The sequence below is a fragment of the Gelidimonas denitrificans genome (assembly GCF_055694065.1).
In genome coordinates this window covers 641,753-666,570 of sequence record NZ_CM146350.1, presented here as the reverse complement: position 1 = coordinate 666,570, position 24,818 = coordinate 641,753, and the positions used below count along the sequence as shown (strand labels likewise).

The 24,818-nt window shown below is 53.1% G+C and carries 22 protein-coding genes; 12 read left to right on the top strand and 10 right to left on the bottom strand.

The features are described from left to right. Positions 1-73: 73 nt before the first annotated feature. Positions 74-943: an NAD(P)-dependent oxidoreductase gene (locus tag FKCLFG_RS03090; protein ID WP_472615779.1), complete on the bottom strand. Its 870-nt coding sequence runs from the start codon at positions 941-943 to the stop codon at positions 74-76. A gap of 143 nt (positions 944-1,086) precedes the next feature. Here FKCLFG_RS03090 and FKCLFG_RS03085 point away from each other — a divergent pair, with 143 nt between their 5' ends. The 6 genes from FKCLFG_RS03085 (at position 1,087) to FKCLFG_RS03060 (ending at position 7,689) form a co-directional block, all read left to right on the top strand. After that, on the top strand, positions 1,087-1,767 hold the full coding sequence (locus tag FKCLFG_RS03085) for a DsbA family protein (RefSeq protein WP_472614768.1): 681 nt from the start codon (positions 1,087-1,089) through the stop codon (positions 1,765-1,767). Between the two features lie 198 nt (positions 1,768-1,965). After that, positions 1,966-3,297 carry a dicarboxylate/amino acid:cation symporter gene (locus FKCLFG_RS03080; protein ID WP_472615778.1) on the top strand — a complete coding sequence of 444 codons (1,332 nt, stop codon included), beginning with the start codon at positions 1,966-1,968 and terminating at the stop codon, positions 3,295-3,297. Positions 3,298-3,619: 322 nt separating this feature from the next. Then, positions 3,620-4,984, top strand: a complete 1,365-nt coding sequence (gene trhP, locus FKCLFG_RS03075; RefSeq protein ID WP_472614767.1) for a prephenate-dependent tRNA uridine(34) hydroxylase TrhP — start codon at positions 3,620-3,622, stop codon at positions 4,982-4,984. A gap of 52 nt (positions 4,985-5,036) precedes the next feature. Beyond that, entirely contained in the window at positions 5,037-5,912 is an 876-nt protein-coding gene (ypfJ, locus tag FKCLFG_RS03070) for a KPN_02809 family neutral zinc metallopeptidase (protein WP_472614766.1), read from the top strand. Between the two features lie 306 nt (positions 5,913-6,218). Beyond that, positions 6,219-7,145 carry a gamma-glutamyl-gamma-aminobutyrate hydrolase family protein gene (locus FKCLFG_RS03065; protein WP_472614765.1) on the top strand — a complete coding sequence of 309 codons (927 nt, stop codon included), beginning with the start codon at positions 6,219-6,221 and terminating at the stop codon, positions 7,143-7,145. Positions 7,146-7,470: 325 nt separating this feature from the next. Further along, positions 7,471-7,689: an RNA-binding S4 domain-containing protein gene (locus tag FKCLFG_RS03060; RefSeq protein ID WP_472614764.1), complete on the top strand. Its 219-nt coding sequence runs from the start codon at positions 7,471-7,473 to the stop codon at positions 7,687-7,689. A 113-nt stretch (positions 7,690-7,802) separates the two neighbouring features. Here the strand turns inward: FKCLFG_RS03060 and typA are convergent, their stop codons facing one another. From typA to scpB, 8 genes are all read right to left on the bottom strand, one after another. Beyond that, positions 7,803-9,635: a translational GTPase TypA gene (gene typA / locus FKCLFG_RS03055; protein WP_472614763.1), complete on the bottom strand. Its 1,833-nt coding sequence runs from the start codon at positions 9,633-9,635 to the stop codon at positions 7,803-7,805. Between the two features lie 118 nt (positions 9,636-9,753). Beyond that, positions 9,754-10,692 carry a tRNA pseudouridine(55) synthase TruB gene (gene truB / locus FKCLFG_RS03050; RefSeq protein ID WP_472614762.1) on the bottom strand — a complete coding sequence of 313 codons (939 nt, stop codon included), beginning with the start codon at positions 10,690-10,692 and terminating at the stop codon, positions 9,754-9,756. Between the two features lie 89 nt (positions 10,693-10,781). Then, the gene (rbfA, locus tag FKCLFG_RS03045; protein WP_472614761.1) at positions 10,782-11,171 is read right to left on the bottom strand and encodes a 30S ribosome-binding factor RbfA; all 390 of its coding nucleotides are present in this window, start codon (positions 11,169-11,171) and stop codon (positions 10,782-10,784) included. A gap of 152 nt (positions 11,172-11,323) precedes the next feature. After that, positions 11,324-14,137 (bottom strand): translation initiation factor IF-2, encoded by a 2,814-nt coding sequence (infB, locus tag FKCLFG_RS03040; RefSeq protein ID WP_472614760.1) that lies wholly within the window; start codon positions 14,135-14,137, stop codon positions 11,324-11,326. 49 nt (positions 14,138-14,186) lie between these two features. Next, on the bottom strand, positions 14,187-15,746 hold the full coding sequence (gene nusA / locus FKCLFG_RS03035) for a transcription termination factor NusA (protein ID WP_472614759.1): 1,560 nt from the start codon (positions 15,744-15,746) through the stop codon (positions 14,187-14,189). Then, positions 15,743-16,228, bottom strand: a complete 486-nt coding sequence (gene rimP / locus FKCLFG_RS03030; RefSeq protein ID WP_472614758.1) for a ribosome maturation factor RimP — start codon at positions 16,226-16,228, stop codon at positions 15,743-15,745. Before rimP ends, nusA begins: the two co-directional genes overlap by 4 nt. A gap of 305 nt (positions 16,229-16,533) precedes the next feature. Beyond that, positions 16,534-18,138, bottom strand: coding sequence for a pseudouridine synthase (locus FKCLFG_RS03025; RefSeq protein WP_472614757.1), 1,605 nt, complete (start codon positions 18,136-18,138; stop codon positions 16,534-16,536). A gap of 3 nt (positions 18,139-18,141) precedes the next feature. Further along, positions 18,142-18,936 carry an SMC-Scp complex subunit ScpB gene (scpB, locus tag FKCLFG_RS03020; protein WP_472614756.1) on the bottom strand — a complete coding sequence of 265 codons (795 nt, stop codon included), beginning with the start codon at positions 18,934-18,936 and terminating at the stop codon, positions 18,142-18,144. 459 nt (positions 18,937-19,395) lie between these two features. Between scpB and dusA the strand changes: the two genes are divergently transcribed. The 6 genes from dusA (at position 19,396) to FKCLFG_RS02990 (ending at position 24,080) form a co-directional block, all read left to right on the top strand. Continuing rightward, complete coding sequence (gene dusA, locus FKCLFG_RS03015; protein ID WP_472615777.1) at positions 19,396-20,427, top strand: tRNA dihydrouridine(20/20a) synthase DusA; 1,032 nt, start codon at positions 19,396-19,398, stop codon at positions 20,425-20,427. A gap of 282 nt (positions 20,428-20,709) precedes the next feature. Continuing rightward, complete coding sequence (locus FKCLFG_RS03010) at positions 20,710-21,099, top strand: glutaredoxin family protein (protein ID WP_472614755.1); 390 nt, start codon at positions 20,710-20,712, stop codon at positions 21,097-21,099. Between the two features lie 12 nt (positions 21,100-21,111). After that, on the top strand, positions 21,112-22,164 hold the full coding sequence (locus tag FKCLFG_RS03005) for a M29 family metallopeptidase (RefSeq protein WP_472614754.1): 1,053 nt from the start codon (positions 21,112-21,114) through the stop codon (positions 22,162-22,164). Between the two features lie 74 nt (positions 22,165-22,238). Beyond that, complete coding sequence (locus FKCLFG_RS03000) at positions 22,239-22,748, top strand: DUF1993 domain-containing protein (RefSeq protein WP_472614753.1); 510 nt, start codon at positions 22,239-22,241, stop codon at positions 22,746-22,748. Positions 22,749-22,820: 72 nt separating this feature from the next. Then, positions 22,821-23,429 (top strand): DUF2242 domain-containing protein, encoded by a 609-nt coding sequence (locus FKCLFG_RS02995; RefSeq protein ID WP_472614752.1) that lies wholly within the window; start codon positions 22,821-22,823, stop codon positions 23,427-23,429. Between the two features lie 117 nt (positions 23,430-23,546). After that, positions 23,547-24,080: a hypothetical protein gene (locus FKCLFG_RS02990; protein ID WP_472614751.1), complete on the top strand. Its 534-nt coding sequence runs from the start codon at positions 23,547-23,549 to the stop codon at positions 24,078-24,080. Between the two features lie 90 nt (positions 24,081-24,170). Here FKCLFG_RS02990 and FKCLFG_RS02985 read toward each other — a convergent pair whose 3' ends face one another. After that, the gene (locus tag FKCLFG_RS02985; RefSeq protein ID WP_472614750.1) at positions 24,171-24,785 is read right to left on the bottom strand and encodes an OmpW/AlkL family protein; all 615 of its coding nucleotides are present in this window, start codon (positions 24,783-24,785) and stop codon (positions 24,171-24,173) included. Between the last annotated feature and the right edge of the window lie 33 nt (positions 24,786-24,818).

Genomic DNA, 24,818 nt, shown 5'->3' with positions numbered 1-24,818 from the left:
TCCCCGATCGGATGTGCAAGGCGCGTTTTCAGACAGCACCAGCTTGGAGCCCGAAACGGCCGGTGCCGCCTCCTCAGTGGCGATCCACCAGCAGCATCAGGCTGGAGGTATCGAGTTTGCCGCCGCCGCGTTTTTGTATTTCCGCATAATACTGATCGACCAACTGGGTGACGGGCAACTGGCTGCCGTTGCGTTGCGCCTCTTCCAGGCAAATGCCCAGATCCTTGCGCATCAGATCGACCGCGAAGCCAAAGTCGAATTTCGATGCCAGCATGGTTTTTCCGCGGTTTTCCATCTGCCACGATTGCGCCGCGCCTTTGGAGAGTGCATCGATCACGCGCTCGCCGTCCAGCCCGGCGTTTTTAGCGAATGCCACGCCTTCGGCCAGCGCCTGCACCAGCCCGGCTATGCAAATCTGGTTGACCATCTTGGTCAGCTGCCCTGATCCGGCAAAGCCCATATGCATCACCGCGCGCGCATAGGATGCGATGACAGTCTCGGCCCGCGCGAAGACCTCGGCGTCGCCGCCCACCATCACGGTGAGCTTGCCATTTTCGGCGCCGGCCTGGCCGCCCGATACCGGCGCATCCAGAAAGTGTATGCCCAGCTTGCCGGCCTCCTGATATAGCTTGCGCGCAGCAGCGGCGGAACACGTGGTGTTGTCGATCAGGATGCTGCCTGGGCGCATGCGTGACAAAACACCGTCCGGGCCCAGCGTCACCTGATACAGATCGTCGTCATTGCCGACGCAGGTAAACACGAATTCTGCATCTTCAGCTGCCTCTGCCGGCGTGTCTGCGCTGCGCCCCGCATGCGTTTTCAGCCATAACTGCGCACGGGCCGGGGTGCGATTGAATACCGTCACCGCGTGACCGTGTGCTGCCAGATGTCCAGCCATGGGAAAGCCCATGACGCCTAATCCAATGAATGCCACTTTTACCATTTTTAGCCCTTTGTTGTCGTTGGCCGATCTGTTAGTCAATCTGAGATGCCGGTTGAAATTGTGGCATAGATATCGGACGGCAACGCTGCCCGCTCTAAATTGGTACCATTGGCCATCATCACCAGAAACCACCAAGGAACCTTATGCTTCACCTGATTTATATCGCCGATCCCATGTGTTCATGGTGCTATGGATTCGGTCCGCAACTCAATGCACTGCTCGATGCGCGGCCTGAGGCACAACTCGATATCGTCACCGGCGGGCTGCGCGCCTACAACACCGAGGTTATGGACGAGGCCAGGAAGGCCACCATTCTGACGCACTGGAAACATGTGGAAGAAGCCAGCGGACTGCCGTTCTCGACCTCCGGCATGGCGCGCCCGGGCTTCATCTATGACACCGAACCGGCTTGCCGGGCGGTGGTCGCAGCCCGCATCCTGAGCGAGGATTTGCCGTCGCGCAAGATTCTGGATGTGTTTCATGCGATCCAGCACGCTTTTTACGCAGAGGGCCGGGATGTCACCAATTTGCAGGTGCTGGCAGAAGTTGGCGCGACTGCGCTGGCGGATGCTGGCGGCCAGAACAGTTTGGCCGGGCAGCCGATTGCGCCGATCGACAGCGCCGATTTCCTGAGCACGCTGCGCGCCGCCTCGACCCTCTCGGAAACCAAGCAGGATTTCGCGCAAACCCAGCGCTGGGGCATCCAGGGCTTTCCGGCATTGGTGCTGAAGCATGACGAAACGCTGCATCTGATCAGTTCCGGCTATACCAAAACCGCCGTTCTGTTGGAACGCATCGTCGCCATCACACAGGCAGCGCATTAAGCGACTAAGCGGCCATCGCGGTTTTTCGCAACGACAAATCGGCTCTTTCCGGCAGGCTTAGTAGCCTGTCGGAACCAAATATCCTGCGCCACTTACAGGCGAGCATCGCAAAACAGCTTTTCATCGTGTGGATTTCCACAATAGAAGTGATGCCCCGGTTTATGGACAATACACGACAGACATCGCTTCTATGGATACCTGATGAAAAAACCAATTTACAAAATACTTTACGTTCAAGTGATATTCGCCATCGTGTGCGGCGTGTTGCTAGGCGTGTTCGAGCCCTCGCTCGGAATCGATATGAAGCCTCTGGGCGACGGTTTCGTGAAACTGATCAAGATGATCATCGCGCCGGTGATTTTCTGCACCGTCGTGACCGGCATCGCCAGCATGCAGGACATGAAGAAAGTCGGCCGCGTCGGCGGCAAGGCGCTGCTGTATTTCGAGGTGGTTTCCACTTTTGCGCTGGCGCTCGGCTTGTTAGTGGCCAATATTCTGCGTCCCGGCGCGGGCTTCAATGTCGATCCGGCCACGCTCGATTCCAGCGCGATTGCCCAATATACTTCGAATGCCCATGCCCATAGCACGGTGGATTTCTTGTCCAACATCATCCCGAACACCTTCGTCGATGCCTTTGCCAAGGGTGACATCCTGCAGGTGCTGCTGATTGCCCTGCTGTTCGGTTTCTCGCTCTCGATGCTGGGCGAAAAAGGCCGGGGCGTCACGCATCTGATCGAAGAAATCTCGACTGCGGTGTTTGGCGTGGTAGCTATCATCATGAAAGCCGCACCCATCGGCGCATTTGGCGCCATCGCCTTCACGATTGGAAAATACGGTATCGCGTCATTATTACCGCTGGCTAAACTGATGGGCGCGTTCTACCTGACCTGCGGTTTGTTCGTCTTCATCATATTGGGCTCGATCGCCAAGATGACCGGCTTCTCGATCTGGCGCTTTCTCAAATACATCAAGGAAGAGTTGCTAATTGTGCTGGGTACCAGCTCATCGGAAAGCGCACTGCCTTCGCTGATGACCAAACTGCAAAAGCTCGGCTGCGCTAAATCCGTAGTCGGCCTGGTGGTGCCGACCGGTTACTCGTTCAATCTCGACGGCACCAACATCTACATGACCATGGCAGCGCTGTTCGTGGCGCAAGCTACCAACACGGATTTGACGATAACCCAGCAATTGACCATTCTCGGTGTCGCGATGCTGGCCTCCAAGGGCGCGTCTGGCGTCACCGGCGCCGGCTTCATCACCCTGGCTGCGACGCTGGCGGTGGTGCCGACCATTCCGGTGGCCGGCATGGCGCTGATTCTCGGCATCGATCGCTTCATGAGCGAATGCCGCGCACTGACCAACTTCATCGGCAATGGCGTCGCAACCATCGTGGTGTCGAAATGGGAAAATGAACTGGATCAGGAAACGCTGCACCAGGAACTGCTCAGTCCCACGCCGGCATCAACGCCAGCCGCAGCACCGGATACGGCCAGCCCGACACCGATCTTTCGGCAACAGGAATCGGCGTAAAACCACAAAACCAGCCTGCCGGCTGGTTTTTTTTCATGCCCGTTAATACCACCCTGCGCCCCCTGCCACGCCGCTTTATCCGGACTGGATGCTTTTGACCCCGCTTCCGGCACTTAAGAATACAAACCTGTGTATTTTTTATAAATTCAATGAAATCATGCGGAAAACTATGACTTTATTGGCATACTCCCATTATTATTATAAATTTTTGCGGATTCTCCAGAGCTGCCGTTACGGCTGGCTTGATGCAAATCATGCGATTTTTACGGCCCGCCCACTATAATCGTACCCCTGCTTTTTCATTCAGATCGCCACCACCGCCATGTCCCACGCCCCTGAACTACTGCTCCCCGCCGGCTCGCTTGCCAAGATGCATGCCGCTTTCGACTATGGCGCCGATGCCGTCTATGCGGGCCAGCCGCGCTACAGCCTGCGCGCCCGCAATAATGAATTCTCGACGCTGGAAGCGTTGCAGGCCGGCATCAGCGGTGCCCATGCGCGCGGCAAACTGTTCTTTGTCGCCAGCAACATCTTTGCGCACAACGCCAAGCTGAAGACTTACATCAACGACATGGCGCCGGTGATCGCAATGCAGCCGGATGCGCTGATCATGGCCGACCCCGGCCTGATCATGATGGTGCGCGAAAAATGGCCGGAGGTGCCGGTGCATCTGTCGGTGCAAGCCAATGCGGTGAACTGGGCCGACGTCAAGTTCTGGCACAAGATGGGCTTGACGCGGGTGATCCTGTCGCGCGAACTGTCGCTCGATGAAGTGGAAGAAATCCGCCAGCGCTGCCCCGAGATGGAAATCGAAGTGTTCGTCCACGGCGCGCTGTGCATGGCCTATTCCGGGCGCTGCCTGTTGTCCGGCTACTTCAACCATCGCGACCCGAACCAGGGCACCTGCACCAATGCCTGCCGCTGGGATTACAAGGTCGAAAACGCCGCCGAGGACGCCACCGGCGACCTGGCGCGGATTCCGGTCGAAACCATCAAGCTCAACTACCAGGAGGCAATGGAAGAGGCGAATCAGGCGTTTTCCGCGCTGGGCGACATGCAGCGCCACCCGCTGGCAAACCAGCCCTACCTGATCGAGGAAGCCGGCCGCCCGGGCGAGCTGATGCCGATTCTGGAAGACGAGCACGGCACTTACATCATGAATTCCAAGGATTTGCGCGCGGTCGAGCATATCGAGAGGCTGGTGAAGATCGGCGTCAATTCCCTGAAAATCGAAGGCCGCACCAAGTCGCTGTATTACGTGGCGCGCACCGCGCAAGTGTATCGGCGCGCAATCGACGACGCAGTCGCGGGCCGTCCGTTCGACATCAACTTATTGAGCGAACTGCAAGGCTTGGCCAACCGCGGCTATACCGACGGTTTCTACCAGCGCCACCATACTGAGGATCACCAGAACTACATGGAAGGCGTATCCAAAACGCATCGCAGCAAATACGTCGGCGACGTGTTGTCGGTGGCGGACGGCTGGGCGCTGGTGGAAGCCAAGAACCGCTTCGCGGTCGGCGACCGGATCGAGATCATCCATCCATCCGGCAACCAGACCATGACGCTGGAACGCATGCTGGCCGTTGACGGCAGCGAAATCAGCGTAGCGCCGGGCAGCCCGCACCGGGTGCGCATTCCGCTCGAGGCACGTTTCGACAAGGCATTGATATCGCGCCTGCTGTAAAGCAGGGCTTCCGTTACACTCTCGTCTACATAGAACTTGCGGGAGTGGTGACATGAAATGGGACGGCAATCGCGAAAGCGACAATATCGAGGATCGCCGTGATAGTGGCAGTGGCGGCGGCTTCGGCGGGCGTTCGATTGGGCTCGGCACCATCGTGATCGCGCTGGTCGCCTCATATTTCTTTGGCGTAAACCCGATGACCGTGATCAGCCTGCTTTCCGGCGGTTCGGGGCAAATCGACACTTCGCAATCAGCGCCGGCGCGTCAGGGTCAGGCCGCAGCCAATGACCCGATGGTGAAATTCGTCGCCACTGTGCTGGCTGATACCGAAGATACCTGGGGACCGATTTTTCGCCAGAGCGGCTCCAATTACATACAGCCGAAACTGGTGCTATTTTCCGGCTCGACTCCAACCGCCTGCGGCACTGGCGATACCGCATCCGGCCCGTTTTATTGTCCGGGCGACCAGAAAGTCTATATCGACCTGGCATTTTTTCAGACCATGCGCGAGCGCTTCCAGGTTTCGAGCGATTTTGCGCAAGCTTACGTGATTGCGCACGAGGTCGGCCACCATGTGCAGCACATCTCCGGCATCATGGACAAGGTTGATAAAGCGCGCCGCAGCGGCTCGGAAAAACAGGCCAACGCAATCTCGGTCAAGGTGGAATTGCAGGCCGACTGCTTTGCCGGCGTATGGGCTTTCCATGCCAACCAGGCGCGCAGCATCCTGGAAGCGGGCGATGTAGAAAGCGCATTGAAGGCAGCGACCGCGATCGGTGACGACACGCTTCAGCGCCAGGCGCAAGGCCATGTAGTGCCGGATTCCTTCACCCACGGCACGTCGGCGCAGCGGGTACGCTGGTTCAAACGCGGCATCGACAGCGGCCAACTGAACAATTGCAACACCTTCGAGGCGCAACAACTCTGAACTTCGCTCAATTTCGGCGGCCGCTAACTACCGCGAACCGCAGAAAATTACATATACAGCATGCTGTATTTTTAAAGTCGATTTATTTTAATGCGGAAAACATAGGTATTTTTAACATACCCGGAACTTTATTCAAATACCAGATAATTTTTCAAAAGAGCCAGGTTACTTCTGTGTGTAGCTACAGTCTGATTGAGCAGAGATCGACTGCATTATCGCAAGCAGCCAGCATCGGCACCAACCAAGCGCCCGCAACTGCATCGCAGTAAAATCGACGGGACGATATGGCAATAGACAACTTTTCACATGAGCGATACTGACAATTTGAATACAACTCCCCCTCCAGGCAAACAGGATTCCATACAGAGCCCAGGGCCATCGCCCTGGTCGCAGACTTGGAGCATCCTGTCGGCCAGACTCAAGGCGCTATCTCACAAGGCCGCCAAGCGCATCAACCAGCGCACCCTGATCATCGGCGTTTCGGCACGAATTTTCCATCCTGAGCCCGGCGCAATAGGTTTGAGCAGCAGAACCCTGCAATATCTGGAAGAAACGATTGCGCAATGGGTGATGTCGCGCGACGTGATGGTATTGATGATACCGTCCGTCAACAATAACAGCCTGCTGCACAACAGCAGCATCCGGCTGCGCGACTACGCCAAACAATTGGATGGACTGGTGCTGCAAGGCGGCGCCGATATCGCGCCGATGAGTTACGCCAAGGCTGCCACACGGCCGGAATGGAATGGCGATCGTGCGCGTGACATGTACGAACTGGAACTGTTGCACGAGTTCATCGAAGCTGGCAAACCGGTGCTCGGCATCTGCCGTGGCTGCCAATTGATCAATGTCGCCTTTGGTGGCACTTTGCATCAGGATATCGCTTCCGATGTACCGAACGCGATTGCGCATGTGAGTGAAAAATACGACGGCAATACCCACTCCATTCGCCTAACCGAAGGCGGGTTGCTGGCTGGGCTATTTGCCACCAAGCCGGTGGCGCTGGTCAATTCGATCCACCATCAGGCGGTCAATACGCTGGGACGCGACATTATTGTCGAGGCAACCTCGACCGATGATCAGATCATCGAGGCCATCCGTTACAGCAAGTCGAACTTCGTGGTGGGCCTGCAATGGCACCCGGAATTCCATCGCGCCGGCAGCGCCGAACTGCTCGATTGCACCGTCATACTAGACAGTTTCCTGCGCACTGCACGCGAAACACGCTTCTGACACGCACACGCAGCAAAATCTCTCCCGGGCAATTCCAGCGGGCAGTTTAACCTCCTGGCAGGTGATGCCGTACCTTAGGCAGAATATGAACATTGCCGAGGAAAACTCTATGTCTATTGCTTATTGTGCGTTCTGCTGGCCGGTTTGATGCCGGTTCTTACTGTCTACTGCCGCACTCCGCCCATAAGACATTCCGGCTTATCGCCGAAGGAGTGGCGACGAGCCAGCTTACGCACATCGCCTGCAGAAATTGACCGCACAAAAAGTGGCATCAACTGCATGCGTGGATTTATACTCGCTGCCTGAACACGCAACCAGGAATCCCATGCAAAAACTATCATTCACGCTGGATGGCGAATACGTCGAATTGAATCAACTGTTGAAACTCAGCGGCATCTGCGATAGCGGCGGCGCCGGCAAGATTCTGGTCGCCCAAGGCAATGTATCGGTCGATGGCCAGACCGAGTTACGCAAAACCTGCAAAATCCGCGCTGGCCAGGTGGTAAGCCTGGGCGATGTGCGCATCCAGGTCAAAGCAGCCTGACCACTTTCCGATAATCTATTCAAACCCGGCTTTAAAAACAAAATGGCCCTCCCGAGCACTTTACGTGCCAGGGAGGGCCAGATCGCAGCTAGATTATTACTCTAATTACTCGATTAAGCTGTGCGCGACGATTTCTTGCGCTCATTTTCTTTCAGGTAGCGCTTGCGCAAACGAATGCTTTTCGGTGTAATTTCCACCAGTTCATCGTCGGCGATGAACTCAACTGCGTATTCCAGCGACATCAGAATCGGCGGCACCAGGCGCACTGCCTCATCGGTGCCGGATGAACGCACATTGGTCAATTGTTTGCCTTTGATCGGATTAACCACCAGATCATTGTCGCGCGCGTGGATACCGATGATCATGCCCTCATACACCGGGTCATTGTGGCTGACGAACATGCGGCCACGATCCTGCAACTTCCACAGCGCGTAAGCAACTGCCGCGCCGTCATCCTGAGAAACCAGAACGCCATTGCGACGACCAGTCATTTCGCCCCTGCTGGCATCTACCGGTGCGTATTCATCGAAGATGTGACTCATCAAACCAGTGCCGCGGGTAAGTGTCATGAATTCGCCCTGGAAGCCAATCAGGCCCCGCGCAGGAATGCGGTATTCCAGACGCACACGCCCTTTGGCATCCGATTCCATGTTCTGCAGGTCACCACGACGACGACCCAACTCTTCCATTACGCCGCCCTGATTCACTTCTTCCACATCGACTGACAGCAATTCAAACGGCTCATAGCGCACGCCGTCGACCATCTTGTAGACCACGCGCGGACGTGAAACAGCCAGTTCAAAGCCTTCGCGACGCATGTTTTCGATCAAAATCGTCAGATGCAATTCACCACGGCCGGACACTTCGAAAATCGTGTCATCGTCGGTCGGCATAACCCGTAGCGCGACATTCGCTTTCAATTCGCGATCAAGTCGTTCGCGCAATTGACGGCTAGTGACGAACTTGCCTTCGCGTCCGGCCAACGGCGAGTTATTAACCATGAAATTCATTGTCAGGGTCGGCTCATCGACCGTCAACATCGGCATGGCATCCGGGGTATCCGGGGCACAGATCGTGCTGCCGATACCAATTTCGTCAATACCGTTGATGAGCACGATATCGCCGGCGACCGCTTCGTCAATGAGGACGCGATCGAGACCCTTGAAACCTAAAACCTGGTTGATGCGCGCCTTGACCGGAGTTGAATCCGGGCCATTCATGACGATCACGTCTTGCAAAGCCTTGATGCGGCCACGGGTAATGCGGCCGATGCCGATCTTACCCACGTAGGAAGAATAATCGAGCGAGGTAATTTGGAACTGCAGTGGACCGTCCTGATCGTCTTCACGTGCCGGCACGTATTGCAAGATGGCTTCGAACAACGGCTTCATGTCGCCTTCACGCACTGAAGAGTCGAGGCTTGCGTAGCCGTTCAGCGCGGACGCAAACACGACAGGGAAATCGAGTTGCTCTTCGGTCGCGCCGAGTTTGTCGAACAGTTCGAAGGTAGCGTTGATCGCCCAATCCGGACGTGCGCCCGGACGGTCGATTTTATTGATGACGACGATAGGCTTGAGACCGAGGGCCAGCGCTTTGCGCGTGACGAAACGGGTTTGCGGCATCGGACCTTCTTGCGCATCGACTAGCAGCAGGACGGAGTCAACCATCGACAGCACGCGCTCGACCTCGCCGCCGAAGTCGGCATGGCCCGGGGTATCGACGATATTGATATGCGTACCTTCGTACTCAACTGCGCAATTTTTCGACAAAATCGTGATGCCGCGCTCTTTTTCGAGGTCATTGGAATCCATCACGCGAGCATCAACCTGCTGGTTGTCGCGGAACGTTCCAGACTGTCGGAGCAGTTTGTCGACGAGTGTTGTCTTGCCGTGATCAACGTGAGCGATGATGGCGATGTTGCGAATTGCGCGTTTAGTATTTGACATAGTCGTGATGGTGTGATTCGGTTAGCCGAGGATTATAACATGCTGCAATGCACAGAATTAAATTGTCTTAATATTTCAAGAGCTTACTTCCCGCCAAGCCCTTCCTGAATGAAAAAATCTAACAAGAGGGATGTGTGGAAATTAAACGTTCAGGGGCAAGCACACCAAATTCCGCCATTAGTCCGGTGCCAAGCAGTCGTCCGTCGCTCTGCCGGTAAACCCTTATTCGCCCTTGTTCAGTAGGTAAGGCAACGCCCTCTTTGCCAAGCGATAAACGTTGGCCGTGTAGATACCTTACCGATAATAGATCTGACAAAAATACTGTCGGAAAAGACGAGAGCAAGGCATCGACTGGTGCCAGGGATTGATTACGAAGCGATTCTGGCATCTCGGTTATCACATCCAGCGTCAATGCGTCTGTCAGCGACAAATCTCCAACCTGAGTACGGCGCAAAGCCTGCAAGTGCGCACCGCAACCCAGCACAGCGCCGATATCCTCGCCCAACACGCGAATGTAAGTGCCCTTGCTGCAAGTTACGCGCAATGTGAGGTAAGGAGCATTGTATTGAACACATTCCAGTGTGCGAATAAGCACCCGCCGTGCTGCGCGATCAAGCGTTATGCCGGCACGTGCATACTCGTATAAAGGTTTGCCATCACGTTTAAGCGCAGAATACATGGGAGGAATTTGGTCAATTTCTCCAACGAATTGCTGCAAAGCCACATCGATCTGGCTTTGTGTCACTTCGACGGCGTGCGTTTCCAGTATATCCCCCTCGGTATCGCCGGTCGTCGTCTTGATACCCAGATGCACGACTGCTTCGTAGGATTTGTCAGCATCGAGCAAATCCTGCGCAAATTTTGTCGCTTCGCCAAAGCACAGAGGCAATAATCCGGTCGCAAACGGATCAAGTGTGCCGGTATGTCCAGCTTTTTTCGCATTCAAGAGCCGCTTGACCTTGATTAATGCATCATTACTGGACAAGCCGACAGGCTTATCAAGCAATAACACGCCATCAATCGCTTTGCGCAAAATCCTGACTTGGTTTTTAGCCATGCTTATATGTGGTATCTAATTCCGTTGCTGCAGCCTGATCAAAGTATTTTACGAAAAATAACTTTGCATTAACTGCGCTAGCGAAAGTATCAATTTTCATCGTCATCCAGTGCTCGTGTAGCGTTAGCCTGCTGTATCAACTGGGACAAATCTGCCCCACGTGAAATCGAAGAATCATACAGAAAATGCAATGCAGGAAGTGTGTGTATTGACAATCTGCGGCCTAGTTGTCCGCGAATGAAACCTGATGCCTTGTTCAGTCCTTCCAGAGTATTCTGCAATGCCTCTGCGCTATCGTTAAGCGTAGTGAAAAAAACCTTCGCGTGCGCATAATCGGGCGTGACTTGCACCTCCGTGATGGTAATCATGCCCACACGTGGGTCTTTCAACTCGAAGGCAATAATTTCTGATAAATCGCGCTGAATCTGATCCGCAACCCGCAGGCCGCGTCCAGGTATGGATTTGCTATGTTTAGCCATGTGTAATTAACTGCCTGTAATCGTCAATATCGTAAAAATAAGCCGCCATACGTAAAATACCCCGGCAGCACGTTATGCGTGCTGCCGGGGCATCCATAAGCGAATAACGACGCTGATAAATAACGCTGGTAAACAAATATGGCAGCGAAGTATTACAGCGTACGTGCAATCTCTTGGACTTCAAATACTTCCAGATGATCCCCTTCTTTTATTTCATTGAAGTTTTTCAGTGTCAAGCCGCACTCAAAACCAGCTCTCACCTCTTTGGCATCATCCTTAAAGCGCTTCAGGGAGTCAAGTTCACCAGTCCAGACAACAACGTTATCTCGCAACAGCCGCACCGAAGCACCGCGTTTGACGAGGCCGTCAAGCACGTAACAACCGGCAATAGCACCAACTTTGCTCACCAGAATAACCTGACGAATCTCAACCAAGCCCAACGCTTGCTCACGTCTCTCAGGAGCCAGCATGCCAGACAGCGCAGCCCTAACCTCATCAATCGCATCGTAAATAATGCTGTAGTAGCGAATATCAACGCCATTAGCTTCTGCCAGCTTGCGTGCGGAAGCGTCTGCGCGAGCATTGAAACCGATAATGACGGCCTTAGACGCTACAGCAAGATTGACATCCGATTCGCTAATACCACCAACGCCGGCATGCACCACTTGCACACGCACTTCAGTCGTTGATAGTTTTTGCAGGGATTGAACCAAAGCCTCTTGTGAACCCTGAACATCTGTCTTGATAATCAATGGCAAGTTCTGAACCTCACCCTCGCCCATCTGCTCAAACATATTCTCGAGTTTGGCTGCCTGCTGTTTCGCAAGCTTCACATCACGGAACTTACCTTGGCGGAACAAGCCGATTTCACGCGCTTTGCGCTCATCAGTCATGACCATCACATCTTCACCAGCCACCGGAACTTCTGTCAAACCTTGGATTTCAACTGGTATCGATGGACCTGCTTCCGTAATGCTCTTACCGTTTTCATCCAGCATTGCACGAACGCGACCGTAGGAGGAGCCGGCCAAAACGACATCGCCGCGTTTCAAGGTTCCCGACTGCACGAGTATCGTCGCAACCGGACCGCGCCCCTTGTCAAGTCGTGCTTCCACAACCAAACCGCGAGCAGGTGCATCCCGCTGCGCTTTCAACTCCATGACTTCAGCTTGCAGAAGAACGCTCTCCAGCAAATTTTCAATGCCCTCACCTGTTTTTGCAGAAACCGATATGAATGGTGCATCGCCACCATACTCTTCCGGCACGACCTGTTCGGCAATCAATTCCTGCTTGACGCGATCAAGATTGGCGCCCGGCTTATCAATCTTGTTAATAGCAACAACCAATGGTACGCCAGCCGCTTTCGCATGAGCGATCGCCTCTTTGGTTTGCGGCATGACGCCGTCATCTGCAGCGACAACCAGAATAACGATATCCGTTGCCTTTGCACCGCGTGCGCGCATTGCAGTAAACGCTTCGTGGCCTGGCGTATCAAGGAAAGTGATCATGCCGCGCGGCGTTTCAACGTGATAAGCACCAATATGCTGTGTGATCCCACCGGCCTCACTGGAAGCTACCTTGGCGCGACGAATATAATCGAGCAGCGAAGTTTTACCATGATCGACGTGACCCATGACAGTCACTACTGGGGCGCGTGACAGCATCTCAACATCTGCATGGGCTGCATTGGATTCGAGCAGGGCTTCCGGATCATCAAGCTTCGCAGCGAATGCTTTATGCCCCATTTCCTCAACCAGAATCATTGCTGTTTCCTGGTCCAGAACCTGATTAATCGTCACCATCTGACCCAATGTCATCAAATATTTGATGACTTCAGAAGCCTTGACAGACATCTTATGCGCCAACTCCGCAACAGTAATTGTTTCTGCCACGTAGACATCTTTAACCACAGCTTCTGTAGGTGCCTGAAAATTGGTGCTGTGGTCATCATTATGGGAATTTCTGCGTCCACCGCGCGCACCACTACGCCATGCATCACGGCCGGAACCTGTGTTGCCACGTGGCTTGATTGTGCTGACCCCACGTTTTTTGGCTGCGTCATCCTGCCAAGTCGAAGAGACATTGGCTGACTTAATAGATTTTTTATCGACAACTACCGGCTTTTTCTCACTTGGCTTCTTATCCGCAGGCTTATGCAGCGTCCCTTCAGGTGCCTTTGCTACCACCGGCACTGGAGCCGGCTCTGGCGCCTTGATTACTCTGCGTGGAGCACTCAGCATAGCCTTGATTTGCGCGACTTCGTCCGCTACGGCTTTACGTGCACGTTCAGTAGCGGCGGTTTTCTCAGCAGATTCCTTGACAAGGAGGTCAGATTTTTTCTTGGCATCTTCAGCGGTAACGCGCTTTTTTTCTTCTGCAGCAACACCGCCCGTTGTGGCAGCGGCAAGTGCAGCCTGAGCAGCGATTTTTTCTGTCTCCATCTTGGCTTTTTGCAGCGCCTTTTCTTGCGCTTCGGCCTGCGCTGCTTTTTCAGCTTCAAGTTTTGCCAAACGTTCTTGCTTTTCGTGCAGCTCTGCCTCTTGACGAACAATCAACTCAGCTTGACGCCGCACCTCTTCTTCGCGCCGAGCGATTTCATCCGAATCAACCGCCTGCAAAGTTGCGATAGCAGGAATAGTATCAGGGCTTTCTACCGGAGCATCTTCGCGTTTGACAAAGGTACGCTTCTTGCGCACTTCCACCTGAATTGTGCGCGATTTGCCTGTGGCATCAGCCTGCTTAATCTCCGTCGTTTCTTTACGTGTCAACGTGAATTTTTTCTTTTCAACATCCTGCGCGGCGCCATGTGCGCGACGCAGATGATCCAAAAGTCTATCCTTGTCATCTTTTGACAACGGATCGGACGCCGAGCTTTTTTGTACGCCAGAGGCGTGCAACTGCGTAAGCAGCAAATCCGCTGACATATTCAGCTCGGTGGCAAATTGGGCTACATTGTTACTCGCCATTCAATCCTCTTTTCTATGTTGCTTGACAGATAATAATGAAACGTTCAAATCACTTAACCTCAACCAGGCTCCAGGCCTTGGCTTGTAGTGTCTTGGCACGCTCATCGTACTTGGCATCGATGAGCCTCATTTCATCATCCGTCACATCTTCAAATTCATTTTCAATCAATTGCCGCGCACGTTCCACCGGCAATGCCAGAATTGCACCGAATTCATCGTAGGCTAAATCAGCAAATGCTTTGATCGTCTTGACATCAACCAGACCCAACTTACCAGCGGTGATGCGATCCATGCCATCAAGATTTACAAGACCATCATCCATGCCCTCAAGACCCTCTTCCGAAGCAATAGCTTCTGACACTAGTGCGTCTCGGGCCCGGTTACGCAATTCATTCACCGTTTCCTGATCGAAAGATTCGATTTCAAGCATTTCGCTAATCGGCACGTAAGCAACTTCTTCAAGGCTGGTGAAACCTTCATCGACCAAAATGTCGGCAACCTCTTTGTCAACGTCCAGCTTATCCATGAAAAGCAGGCGTATGGCGGCGGTTTCCAATTCTGATTTGTCAGCTGACTCTTCGGCTGTCATGATATTGATTTTCCAACCTGTCAACTCCGAGGCCAGACGCACATTTTGCCCACTGCGACCAATTGCAATAGCCAAGTTTTCCTCATCAACAACGACATCCATTGCATGTTTATCTTCATCCACCACAATGGAAAAAACATTCGCCGGCGCCAGCGCGCCAATTACAAATTGCGCGGGATCTTCCGACCACAGAACAATATCCACGCGCTCGCCACCCAACTCCCCAGTCACCGCCTGTACGCGCGAGCCGCGCATACCCACGCAGGTGCCGATAGGATCGATGCGTTTATCATTTGTATACACGGCAATTTTCGCCCGCACACCCACATCGCGAGCGGCAGACTTCACCTCAAGACTACCTTGCTCTATCTCTGGCACCTCAAGCTCAAACAGTTTCATTATGAATTCTGGAGCTGTACGGGAAAGAATTACCTGTGGCCCACGAACATTACGATCTATTCTCAAGATATAGGCACGCACACGATCACCAATACGCAGATTTTCCTTGGGAATCATTTGATCCCGCGGCAAGCGGGCCTCAATCTTACCAGACTCGACAATTGCATCCCCGCGCTCCATACGCTTGATGGTGCCGGTTACAAGTGAATCGCCTCTTTCAAGAAAATCCATCAGAATTTGTTCACGCTCCGCGTCCCGAATACGCTGCAATACGACCTGCTTTGTGTCTTGCGCAAAACGACGGCCAAAATCGACTGATTCAATTGGCTCCTCTATGTAATCGTCAACTTCTATGTCGGCGATTTGTTCCTTGGCTTCAAAATGTAGCACTTCCTGATCCGGCAATTGCAAACCAGCCTCGTCTGGTACGACATGCCAGCGGCGGAAGGATTCGAATTGACCCGCCTCTCGATTAATGGAGACGCGGATGTCGACATCCCCCTCATATCGTTTTTTTGTTGCCTGTGCCAGCGCATGCTCAAGTGCGCCAAAGACTACATCTTTATCGACATTTTTTTCACGCGCTAACGCATCAACCAATAATAAAACTTCTCGACTCATGCTTTGCGGCTCCTAAAATCCACTGCTGGCACCAATCGTGCCTTATCTACGTCAGCGAGCGCAAAATCCAACGTCGCCATCCCATCATTTCCCTCAAACTCCAGCTTCAACGCTTCGCCCAAGGGCTCATGAAGAATACCTTGAAACGTTTTACGATTCGACGTTCCCGCCATTGGCAAGCGCAACTTGATTACCACCTCCTGCCCTGCGAAGCGCACATAATCAGAAAGCTTCCTCAACGGCCGATCCAGACCTGGCGATGAAATTTCAAGCCGCGAATAATCGACATTTTCGACCGTCAATACGTGCGTCAATTGGTGACTCACTTTTGCACAGTCTTCGACAGTAATTAAACCTGTTTCAACATCTTCGGGCATGAAATCAATATACACGCGCAACAGGCCACGCTCTGCTTGTTCGAAATCAACAAGCTCGTAACCCATACCGATAACTGTTTTTTCAATTAAATCCAGTAAACGCAAAGCATTCTCCGTACATAAGCCAACCCTGCCACGCCACAACATTGAGCATTGGATTCTAAAACCATTCAGCAAAAAAAAATGGGCCTCTGCCCACCTTCTATTTATATACCAAGCCAAGCTGTTCGCCAACAATGGATTCAGAGTGACCTTTTAAGTCAGCGCATTATATACGATATGCGCCATAGGCAGCAATGTAAAAATGCCCTGCGATCGAGCGAACAATATACATTGTTCAATAAAAATACAGGATTTCGTACAAAAAAACCGCCTATTTTAAATTACCCTGATCCAGTTGAACTTGGGAATTACCCTTTATTGCGGCGGCGTGGTGCAACTTGCTGACTATTTGCCCCGTTAGGCTGTCGACTGGAATTGCGCCGTGGCTGTCCCATGCCGGCATAGCCAAATGTGGTTTGGAGCGGGTCAGGCTGACGATTTCGGGGCGGCTGAGTTTTCCCTGGCTCAAAGCTTTGGCCCTGCTTTTTATAGTTCATATTTTTTTTGCTGTCACCAACGTCTTTGCGCTCTCGATTTCCACCGTAACCCACGGATTCATTTCCACGGCTTTTGGCAGCAATTTTATCCAACCCACACAAATTTAATAAATCGCGGACCGCATTTTCTTCCATCTCCTCCCATCGCCCACGCTTCAAACCGCGTGGGAGGGTCATGGAACCATACCGGGTGCGTATCAGCCGCGATACGGTTAACCCGATTGCTTCAAACATGCGCCGTACTTCCCGATTTCTGCCCTCGCCAATGATGACGCGATACCATTTATTAATACCCTCGCCGCCACCATCCGCAATTTTGGAAAATTGCGCCAGGCCGTCTCCCAATTCAACGCCGCTCAATAGTTTCTGGCGCATGCCTTCCTCCAGCTCACCCAAAGTGCGCACGGCATACTCACGATCAATGCCATAACGGGGATGCATTAAACGGTTGGCGAGATCGCCCGACGTCGTAAACAACAGCAACCCTTCCGTATTGAAATCCAGGCGACCTACCGCCAGCCACTTGCCTGCTTTCATGCTAGGCAAATGGTCAAACACTGACGGCCTTCCGTCCGGATCGTTATTGCTGACAATTTCGCCTGCCGGCTTGTGATAAATCAGCACCCGGGGGGGATGCGTGCTGACTTTTCGCTGGATTTGCTTGCCATTGATTCGCACAATATCCGTAGGCAAAATTCGCTGCCCGATATGTGCAGGCTCGCCATTCACCGAGACACGTCCCGATATGATCAAATCCTCCATGTCGCGACGCGAGCCGAGGCCAGCCTCTGCCAATACTTTGTGCAGCTTGGGTGCGTCATCGTCAGCAGTCAGATCACGCCTGACGTTTTTTTGCTGTGATGCGCGATTAGCCTGACGCGAGTTGGTATCAGGACCTTCAATCTGACCATGATCGAACTCTTCGGAAATGACAAACGAAAACAGCGCATCAGCATCCGCCGGTTTTGTACGCGTTTGTTGAACCCTGCCATTTTCCTTGCCGTTAAAGGATTTCGATGCAACGCGTCCGGACTGACCCTGTTTTTGTTGCCGGTTACCGTCACCACGATTACCCCGAGCATGCCGCGGGCCCGGTGTTGTTGCGCTTACCGCTGTTGCACTTTCTTTAGCCGCCAGTGGCTCGACAACAGTATTTTCTTGCACAGCGGGTGCCGCGACAGCCTGCTCGTCGCCCGACTGCGATGGAAATGAAGCCGGCTTTGCCTTTCGTGGCGCGCGCGGGGTGCGTGTAGCAGGCTGGGCCGACTGCAATCCGGCCGCTGCGTCAACTGGCTTTGTATCAGTAGTTTTTTTCCGCGTACGTACACGGCTGCTTTTTGCAATGGCCACCTCATCACTTGGTGCAAGTGTATCGGGGCTTTTTGGCGAAATATTATTTGGATTGGACGGGTTCATTATTTACTTCGTGATATTACTGTTCGCATTCGCATCAAACTTTGATTCAGGCGTATTACCTGAAGAAACGGCTTCAATTTGTGAAGCGCGAATGTGCACATCGGGCTCCTGGCCTTGTGCAGAATATGGGATGACATCGCCGATACTGTTGACTAACTCGCTGGCTGACTCTATACCAGCAGGACCATCACTGGCTTCTGCCGAACTCACGACAAGTTGAAGATCGGCTTCCAGCGATTGCAGTTGCAGCAAAGCTTCAGCCTGCATTTCGATCTTCGATTCCTGTTGTAATTGCGGTAGTTTATCCAGAGAAGCCAAGCCGAGATCGCTCAAAAATTGCTTGGTGGTGGCAAGCAAGGCTGGACGCCCCGGAACATCACGATGCCCCACCACATCAATCCATCCCCGCTCCTCGATCAACTTTATCGTTTGCGAGTTGACGGCAACGCCACGTATTTCCTCTATGTCACCTCGGGTCACAGGTTGACGATAAGCAATGATGGCCAGGGTTTCCATGGTCGCTCTGGAATATCGTTGTGGCTTCTCAGGATTCAAGCGATCCAGGTATACTTTCATCTCCGGCTTGCTTTGAACACGCCAACCGGACGATAAAAGAACCATTTCTATACCCTTGCCAAGCCAGTCTGCGCGTAACTCTTCGAGAATCGCATTAATATCTTCAACACCCAATGCGTCCTCAAGCCCACTGAATAATTTCCTCATATCATGAACTGATAAAGGTTGGTAGGCGCACAACAAGGCGGTTTCAAGGACTTTTTTAGCCTCAGGAGTATTCATGCACAGAACTTAAGCGACTATTGCGAGATTATATGCGACGACGATCTTTCAAAATAGCAACCAACTAGATATCTCGTTGATACTAGTTTCAACACTCATGTTGCTGGGTATGGAATGAGTGACGATTTGAAAGGGTTGCGCGGCTAAACGTTATGGCATTGCTGATACTGCCATCAAACTTATTTTGCCTCTGACTTTGCGCTACGATGCGCCCGTCAACTAAAAGACGCTGGCTTAAATTTTGGAAATTATAACTGGAATTTGCGAATTATATCAAAAAAGAGACTTGTCTAATATGGTAGGCCTTATCCAAGGTATGCGACTGAACGGAACCCGCATTCCAAGCCAGGAACGCGTCTGGGGCGATAATATCGGGCATTGATGGAAAATTTGAAGCAGCTGTAAGTGAAAATACGATTAAAAATATGAATCAAAATGAATCTTGATGTGACTGAAAAAATGACACCTCGCAGGGAGAATCCTGAAAACAGGTCTATCTATAAGGGACGCAGAATATCTGTTGCGCCAATGATGGATTGGACAGATAGGCATTGCAGATCATTCCATAGAAAAATTACGCGCCATACCTGGTTATATACAGAAATGGTGACTACCGGAGCGCTTTTGTACGGCGACGTTGCGCGGCATCTGGACTTTAGCCAGGAAGAACATCCGGTTGCACTGCAACTGGGCGGAAGCGACCCGGGCGATCTGGCCAAAAGTGCGAAATTGGGCGAATCATGGGGCTACGATGAAATCAATCTGAATTGCGGTTGCCCGTCCGAGCGCGTGCAAAAAGGCGCTTTCGGCGCATGCCTGATGGCAGAGCCAGATTTGGTGGCGGATTGCGTAAAGGCGATGCGCGATGCCGCGTCCATTGATATTACGGTCAAGCATCGCGTCGGCGTTGACCAAATACAGTCTTATGATTTTGTGCGAGATTTTGTCGGGACTGTGGCGCAGGCAGGTTGCGTTACATTCATCGTCCATGCCCGCAACGCGATCCTGAAAGGATTGAGTCCAAAGCAGAATCGTGAAATTCCGCCGTTAAAGTACGATTTCGTCTACCAATTGAAGCGCGATTTTCCGCAACTGGAGATCATCCTCAATGGCGGCGTCAAAACATCGGACGAGATCGACTGTCACCTTCAGTATATTGATGGCGTGATGCTGGGGCGCGAGGCGTACCACAATCCTTATGCAATGGCTGCTTTTGACGCACGTTATTATGGCGATGAAGCTCCGATCAGATCTCGGGCCGAGGTGCTGGAAGCGATGGTTTTGTATACTCGACATCAACTTGAGCGTAACAGTCAGAATGCCGGAGGTGGATTGCGGCTCAACAGCATTACACGTCATATGCTGGGCTTGATGGCTGGCATGCCTGGCGCACGCAGGTTTCGGCAATTGCTTTCCAACTCGGAAAAGCTGGCGACAAATGATCCCGCATTGTTATTAAGGGCACTGGAGAAGATGCAAGCATCGCAATAATTGTTGTTCAGGCCATTGCTTATTTCCTACATTTACTTCTTGCTGCCAATACTGATGGCCAGATAATATACTTAACTCCGTATTTTTAAAGGCACATTAAAAATATGCGGAAAATTGCTGTTTTTACTGCATACCCCCTATTTTTTAAGTTTGGAATTAACCTGAGTTACCGTCCCGACGGCACTAGCACAACTTTTTCAGCACTGGCGGCGGGTGCCGCCTTGTCGCTTACAATGCCTGCCTTGCTTGTTTGAAGCAGATGACATCCCACCGAAAGAACCGATGAAATATTTTTTTAGATTGATACGCGTTATTCTTGGCCCCTTCATGCTGCTCAACGAGCGGCTGACCAGGCCGCAAGGCGTAGTGCGCTCTGCAACTGAGCAAGCCGGCGTCGATGCCGCTTGCCGGCAATTGGCCTTGTATCAATTCAGCACTTGCCCGTTTTGCATCAAGGTACGCCAGGAATTGCGCCGTCATGCATTGACAGTCGAATTGCGCGATGCGCAGCATTCGGCAGAAAATCGTCAAGCCCTGTTGGCGCAAGGCGGCAGCAGCAAAGTACCTTGCCTGAAAATCACCGATGAACACGGTAAAGCGCAATGGCTATATCAGTCCGGCGCAATCATTAGCTATTTGCAGCAGCGCTTTGCCGTCGACAACAAGAATTGAGCAGACAACCCAATGTGCGCCAATAACGCCGACGGTACGCACATCAGCACGATCGCCGGCGCGGCGGTGGACGCTGCAGAACAGCATCTGCGCGATATTCTGTCGCTTGCATTCGACCACGCGCATCCGCATTCGGCGGTGGTGGTATTCGATACGCGCTGCGATCTGGCGCAGGCGCTGACAGCGGCTTACCGGCGCTGCCTTCCGAGCGCGACCTTCATCGACTTCGATGCGGTTTCTCCGCCAGCGGTGCTGGCGGCATTCGCACCGCTGGCGCCGTCCGACCTGGTGGTGCTGATTCAATCGACTAACTTCCGGCTGGAAGCGTTCCGGATTCGGGTCGAGCTATTCAAGCGCGGCTTGAAGGTGATCGAGCATCCGCATCTGGCCCGCATGCTTGGGCCGGAAGCGCTCTACTACATCGATTCGCTGGCCTATGATCCCGCGTATTTCCGCGGCGTCGGCAATGCGCTGAAGGCGCGCATTGATCGCGCGCAAGACGGTGTGGTCGAGAGTGGCGGCGCGCGCCTGGTGTTCGCCTCCCGGTTTGAATCGGCAAAACTGAACGTAGGCGATTACAGCCAGATGAAAAACGTCGGCGGTCAGTTTCCGATCGGCGAAGTGTTCACGGAGGCGCAAAATCTGGAGGCGGTCAACGGTCGGGTGCGCATTTTTGTGTTTGGCGACACCGCGTTCAGAGTCAACCAGCCGGAAACGCCGATCACGCTGGTGGTCACCTGCGGCCAGGTGACGGGCGTCATCGATGCCACCCCGGAATTCGAGCAAGTGCTGGCCAATATCCGCGCCGATGAGGGCGTGGTGTGGGTGCGCGAACTGGGCTTTGGCATGAATCGCGCTTTTTCAAAAGACCGAACGGTAAGCGATATCGGCACCTTCGAGCGCATGTGCGGCGTCCACCTGTCGCTCGGCGCCAAGCACGGCAGCTACGGCAAACCCAACTTCAAGCGCGGCGAAGGCAAGCATCACGTTGACGTCTTTGCCGTCACGGAATCGGTCACGCTGGACGACGATGTGGTGTACTGCAATGGTGCGTGGCAAGTCTGATAGTCCTTGCGCAGACCCATACGGGTTGACTGACTAAACCCTATAATCACGCCACATTCACCCGAGGTAACGCCATGACACTTTCCATGTACTCCGCATCGATTCCCGTTTTCAAACAAATGCTAAACAGCCTGCACGACGTGCTGACCAAGGCCGAAGCGCATGCAACGGCCAAGAACATCACGCCGGACGCCTTGCTACAGGCGCGCCTGTTCCCCGACATGTTCCCGCTGCTGCGCCAGGTACAGATCGCAACCGATTTCGCGCGCGGCGTGTCGGCGCGTCTGGCAGGTGTTGCGGTGCCGGCCTACGAAGAGACTGAAAAGACTTTTTCCGATCTGCAGGCACTGATCGGCAAAACGCTGGCTTTTCTCGATAATCTGAACGCGGCGCAATTTGATGGCAGCCAAACGCGTGAAATCGTGTTGCGCCCGGGAACTCCGAAAGAGAAAAAATTGTCTGGTCAATCGTATCTGCTCCATTACGGACTGCCGCAATTCTTTTTTCACGTCACCACCGCTTATGTGATTTTGCGTCACAACGGCATCGAAATCGGCAAAAAAGACTATATGGGCGATTTTTAAGCCTATTCAGCTACTATCGGTACTGTTTCGAAAAGCATCCATTACCGCATTTATTTGAGGGAGAACTTACGCATGCGCCAGTCGTTTCGCCGGTTGCCGGCAATACTCGCTGTATCGATTGCCGGCGTTTTATCGGCTTGCGGGACGCCATCTAAATCGGTGGTGTATCTGCATGAGGGATTCGATTCGACTTCGACCTATTCGCGCAGCTTTGCGGTGTCAGCCGATGAAACTTGCGAAGCGGCGCGGCGCGCGCTGCTCAGTCAGGGCTACCTGATCAATCAGGCCAATAATGAACTGGTGGATGGACGCAAGAACTTCCAGCCAAGCAGCGATAATCACGTCCAGATCGTGTTTCGCATCGTCTGCGTAGCTGACGCTAGCGGCAAAGGATCAACCGCCTTTGTCAGCGCACTGGAAGACCGCTACGCATTAAAGAAGAGTAATAACTCAGCCAGTCTGGGAGTGGGTGCTCTCGGCTCGATTTCGCTGCCGTTCTCTTCCAGCGACGACTCGCTGGTCAAGGTTGCAAGCTTGACAATCCCCACCGGCGAGTTCTATCAACGCTTTTTCGTGCTGGTGGAACGCTATCTTGGCGCTGATTCCGGCAGCGTCACAAATGCAATAGATGCAATTGATAGCGCAGGCATCATCCCGCATCCGCTATTGCAGCAAAAGTAGATCCCAATCTAGAAGTTGGCGTTGCCATCCTGGATTCACTCGGGATGCCGCCTGCTGTGCGATTGATGCAACAGGTTAGAATAGGAAAAAATATTACTCAAAAGAAAGAGACAAGTCATGAGCGAGGTATTTTCCAAGACCGAACAAGGACAGGAAGAGATCAAAACGCGCACCGGCGGCCTGGCCCAGCGCGTGCGGCAGGTGCTGATTTTTGTCGACGGCAAACGCGACATCGATGCATTGCGCAAAATGTTGCCTACCGACGATCTGGAAAACACGCTACAGGCGCTGCAGCAGCAGGGCTATATTGCGGCAGTCGAAATGACTGAGGATCTCTGCATCGGGCCTGAGCCGATCGCATCAATTGTGCCCGCCGAAAAAATACCGGCGCCAATCGGCACCGTGTTTCGCGAACTGCCGCCGACGTCAAGCACCAAAGAGCTGGAACTGGCGCGCAATTTCATGATGAACACACTAAAAAGTTTTACCGGCCCGTATGCGACGCTCAGCCTGGTCGAGAAAGTGAATGCAGCGCAATCGCACGCAGAAATGCGCGCGCAATTCGACTACTGGATCGACGCCATTATTCAAACCCGCGATGGCAAACGCCGCGCCGATGCGTTGCGCTCTGCTCTGCTGGAGATTATTTGAATTTGAAGAAAGAATCCGGCGCAGACGCGCCGGCATTACTGCGGCCGGCGAGAGCCGGCCGCTAGACTCACATCCGATGCGACAAGCGCATTAGAAACGGTAACCGACGCCAACACCGATCAGCCAAGGATCAATTTTCACGGTACCAAGCTTGGTGCCATCGGCGAGGCTCAGATCGCTGCGGATTTGGACTTTTTTCACGTCCAGATTCAGCGACCAGTTTTTATCCAACTTGTAGTCCACACCCGCCTGTAGCGCCAGACCATAGCTATTCTTTTCCAGAGTTGCGGCGCCTTTCAACAGATTGACCTGCGAGACGCGGGTGTAATTGACGCCGACGCCAACATACGGGCTGAACTGCGCGGCTGGTGTGAAGTGGTATTGCAGCAACAGAGACGGCGGTAGGTGTTTGAGAGTACCGATATTGTCGCCATTCAAAGACACATCATGTTTTTGCGGGTAAGTCAGGATCAGTTCCGCAGCCAAGTTCGGCGTGAAGAAGTAAGAGATATCGACTTCAGGAATGGTCTTGTTGCTGACATGAACACTATCTTTTAACAGCCCATTACCGGCCGTATCAAATTTATTTGCAGTGTCGATTTGCACCACACGCGCACGCACCAGCCACGGACTTTGTTGCGCCATGACAGGCCCTGCGATAGCGCCGAGAGCAACCAATGCAATGATGAGAGATGTCTTTTTCACGTTAATACCCTTAAAATTTGTAGGTGTATCAGT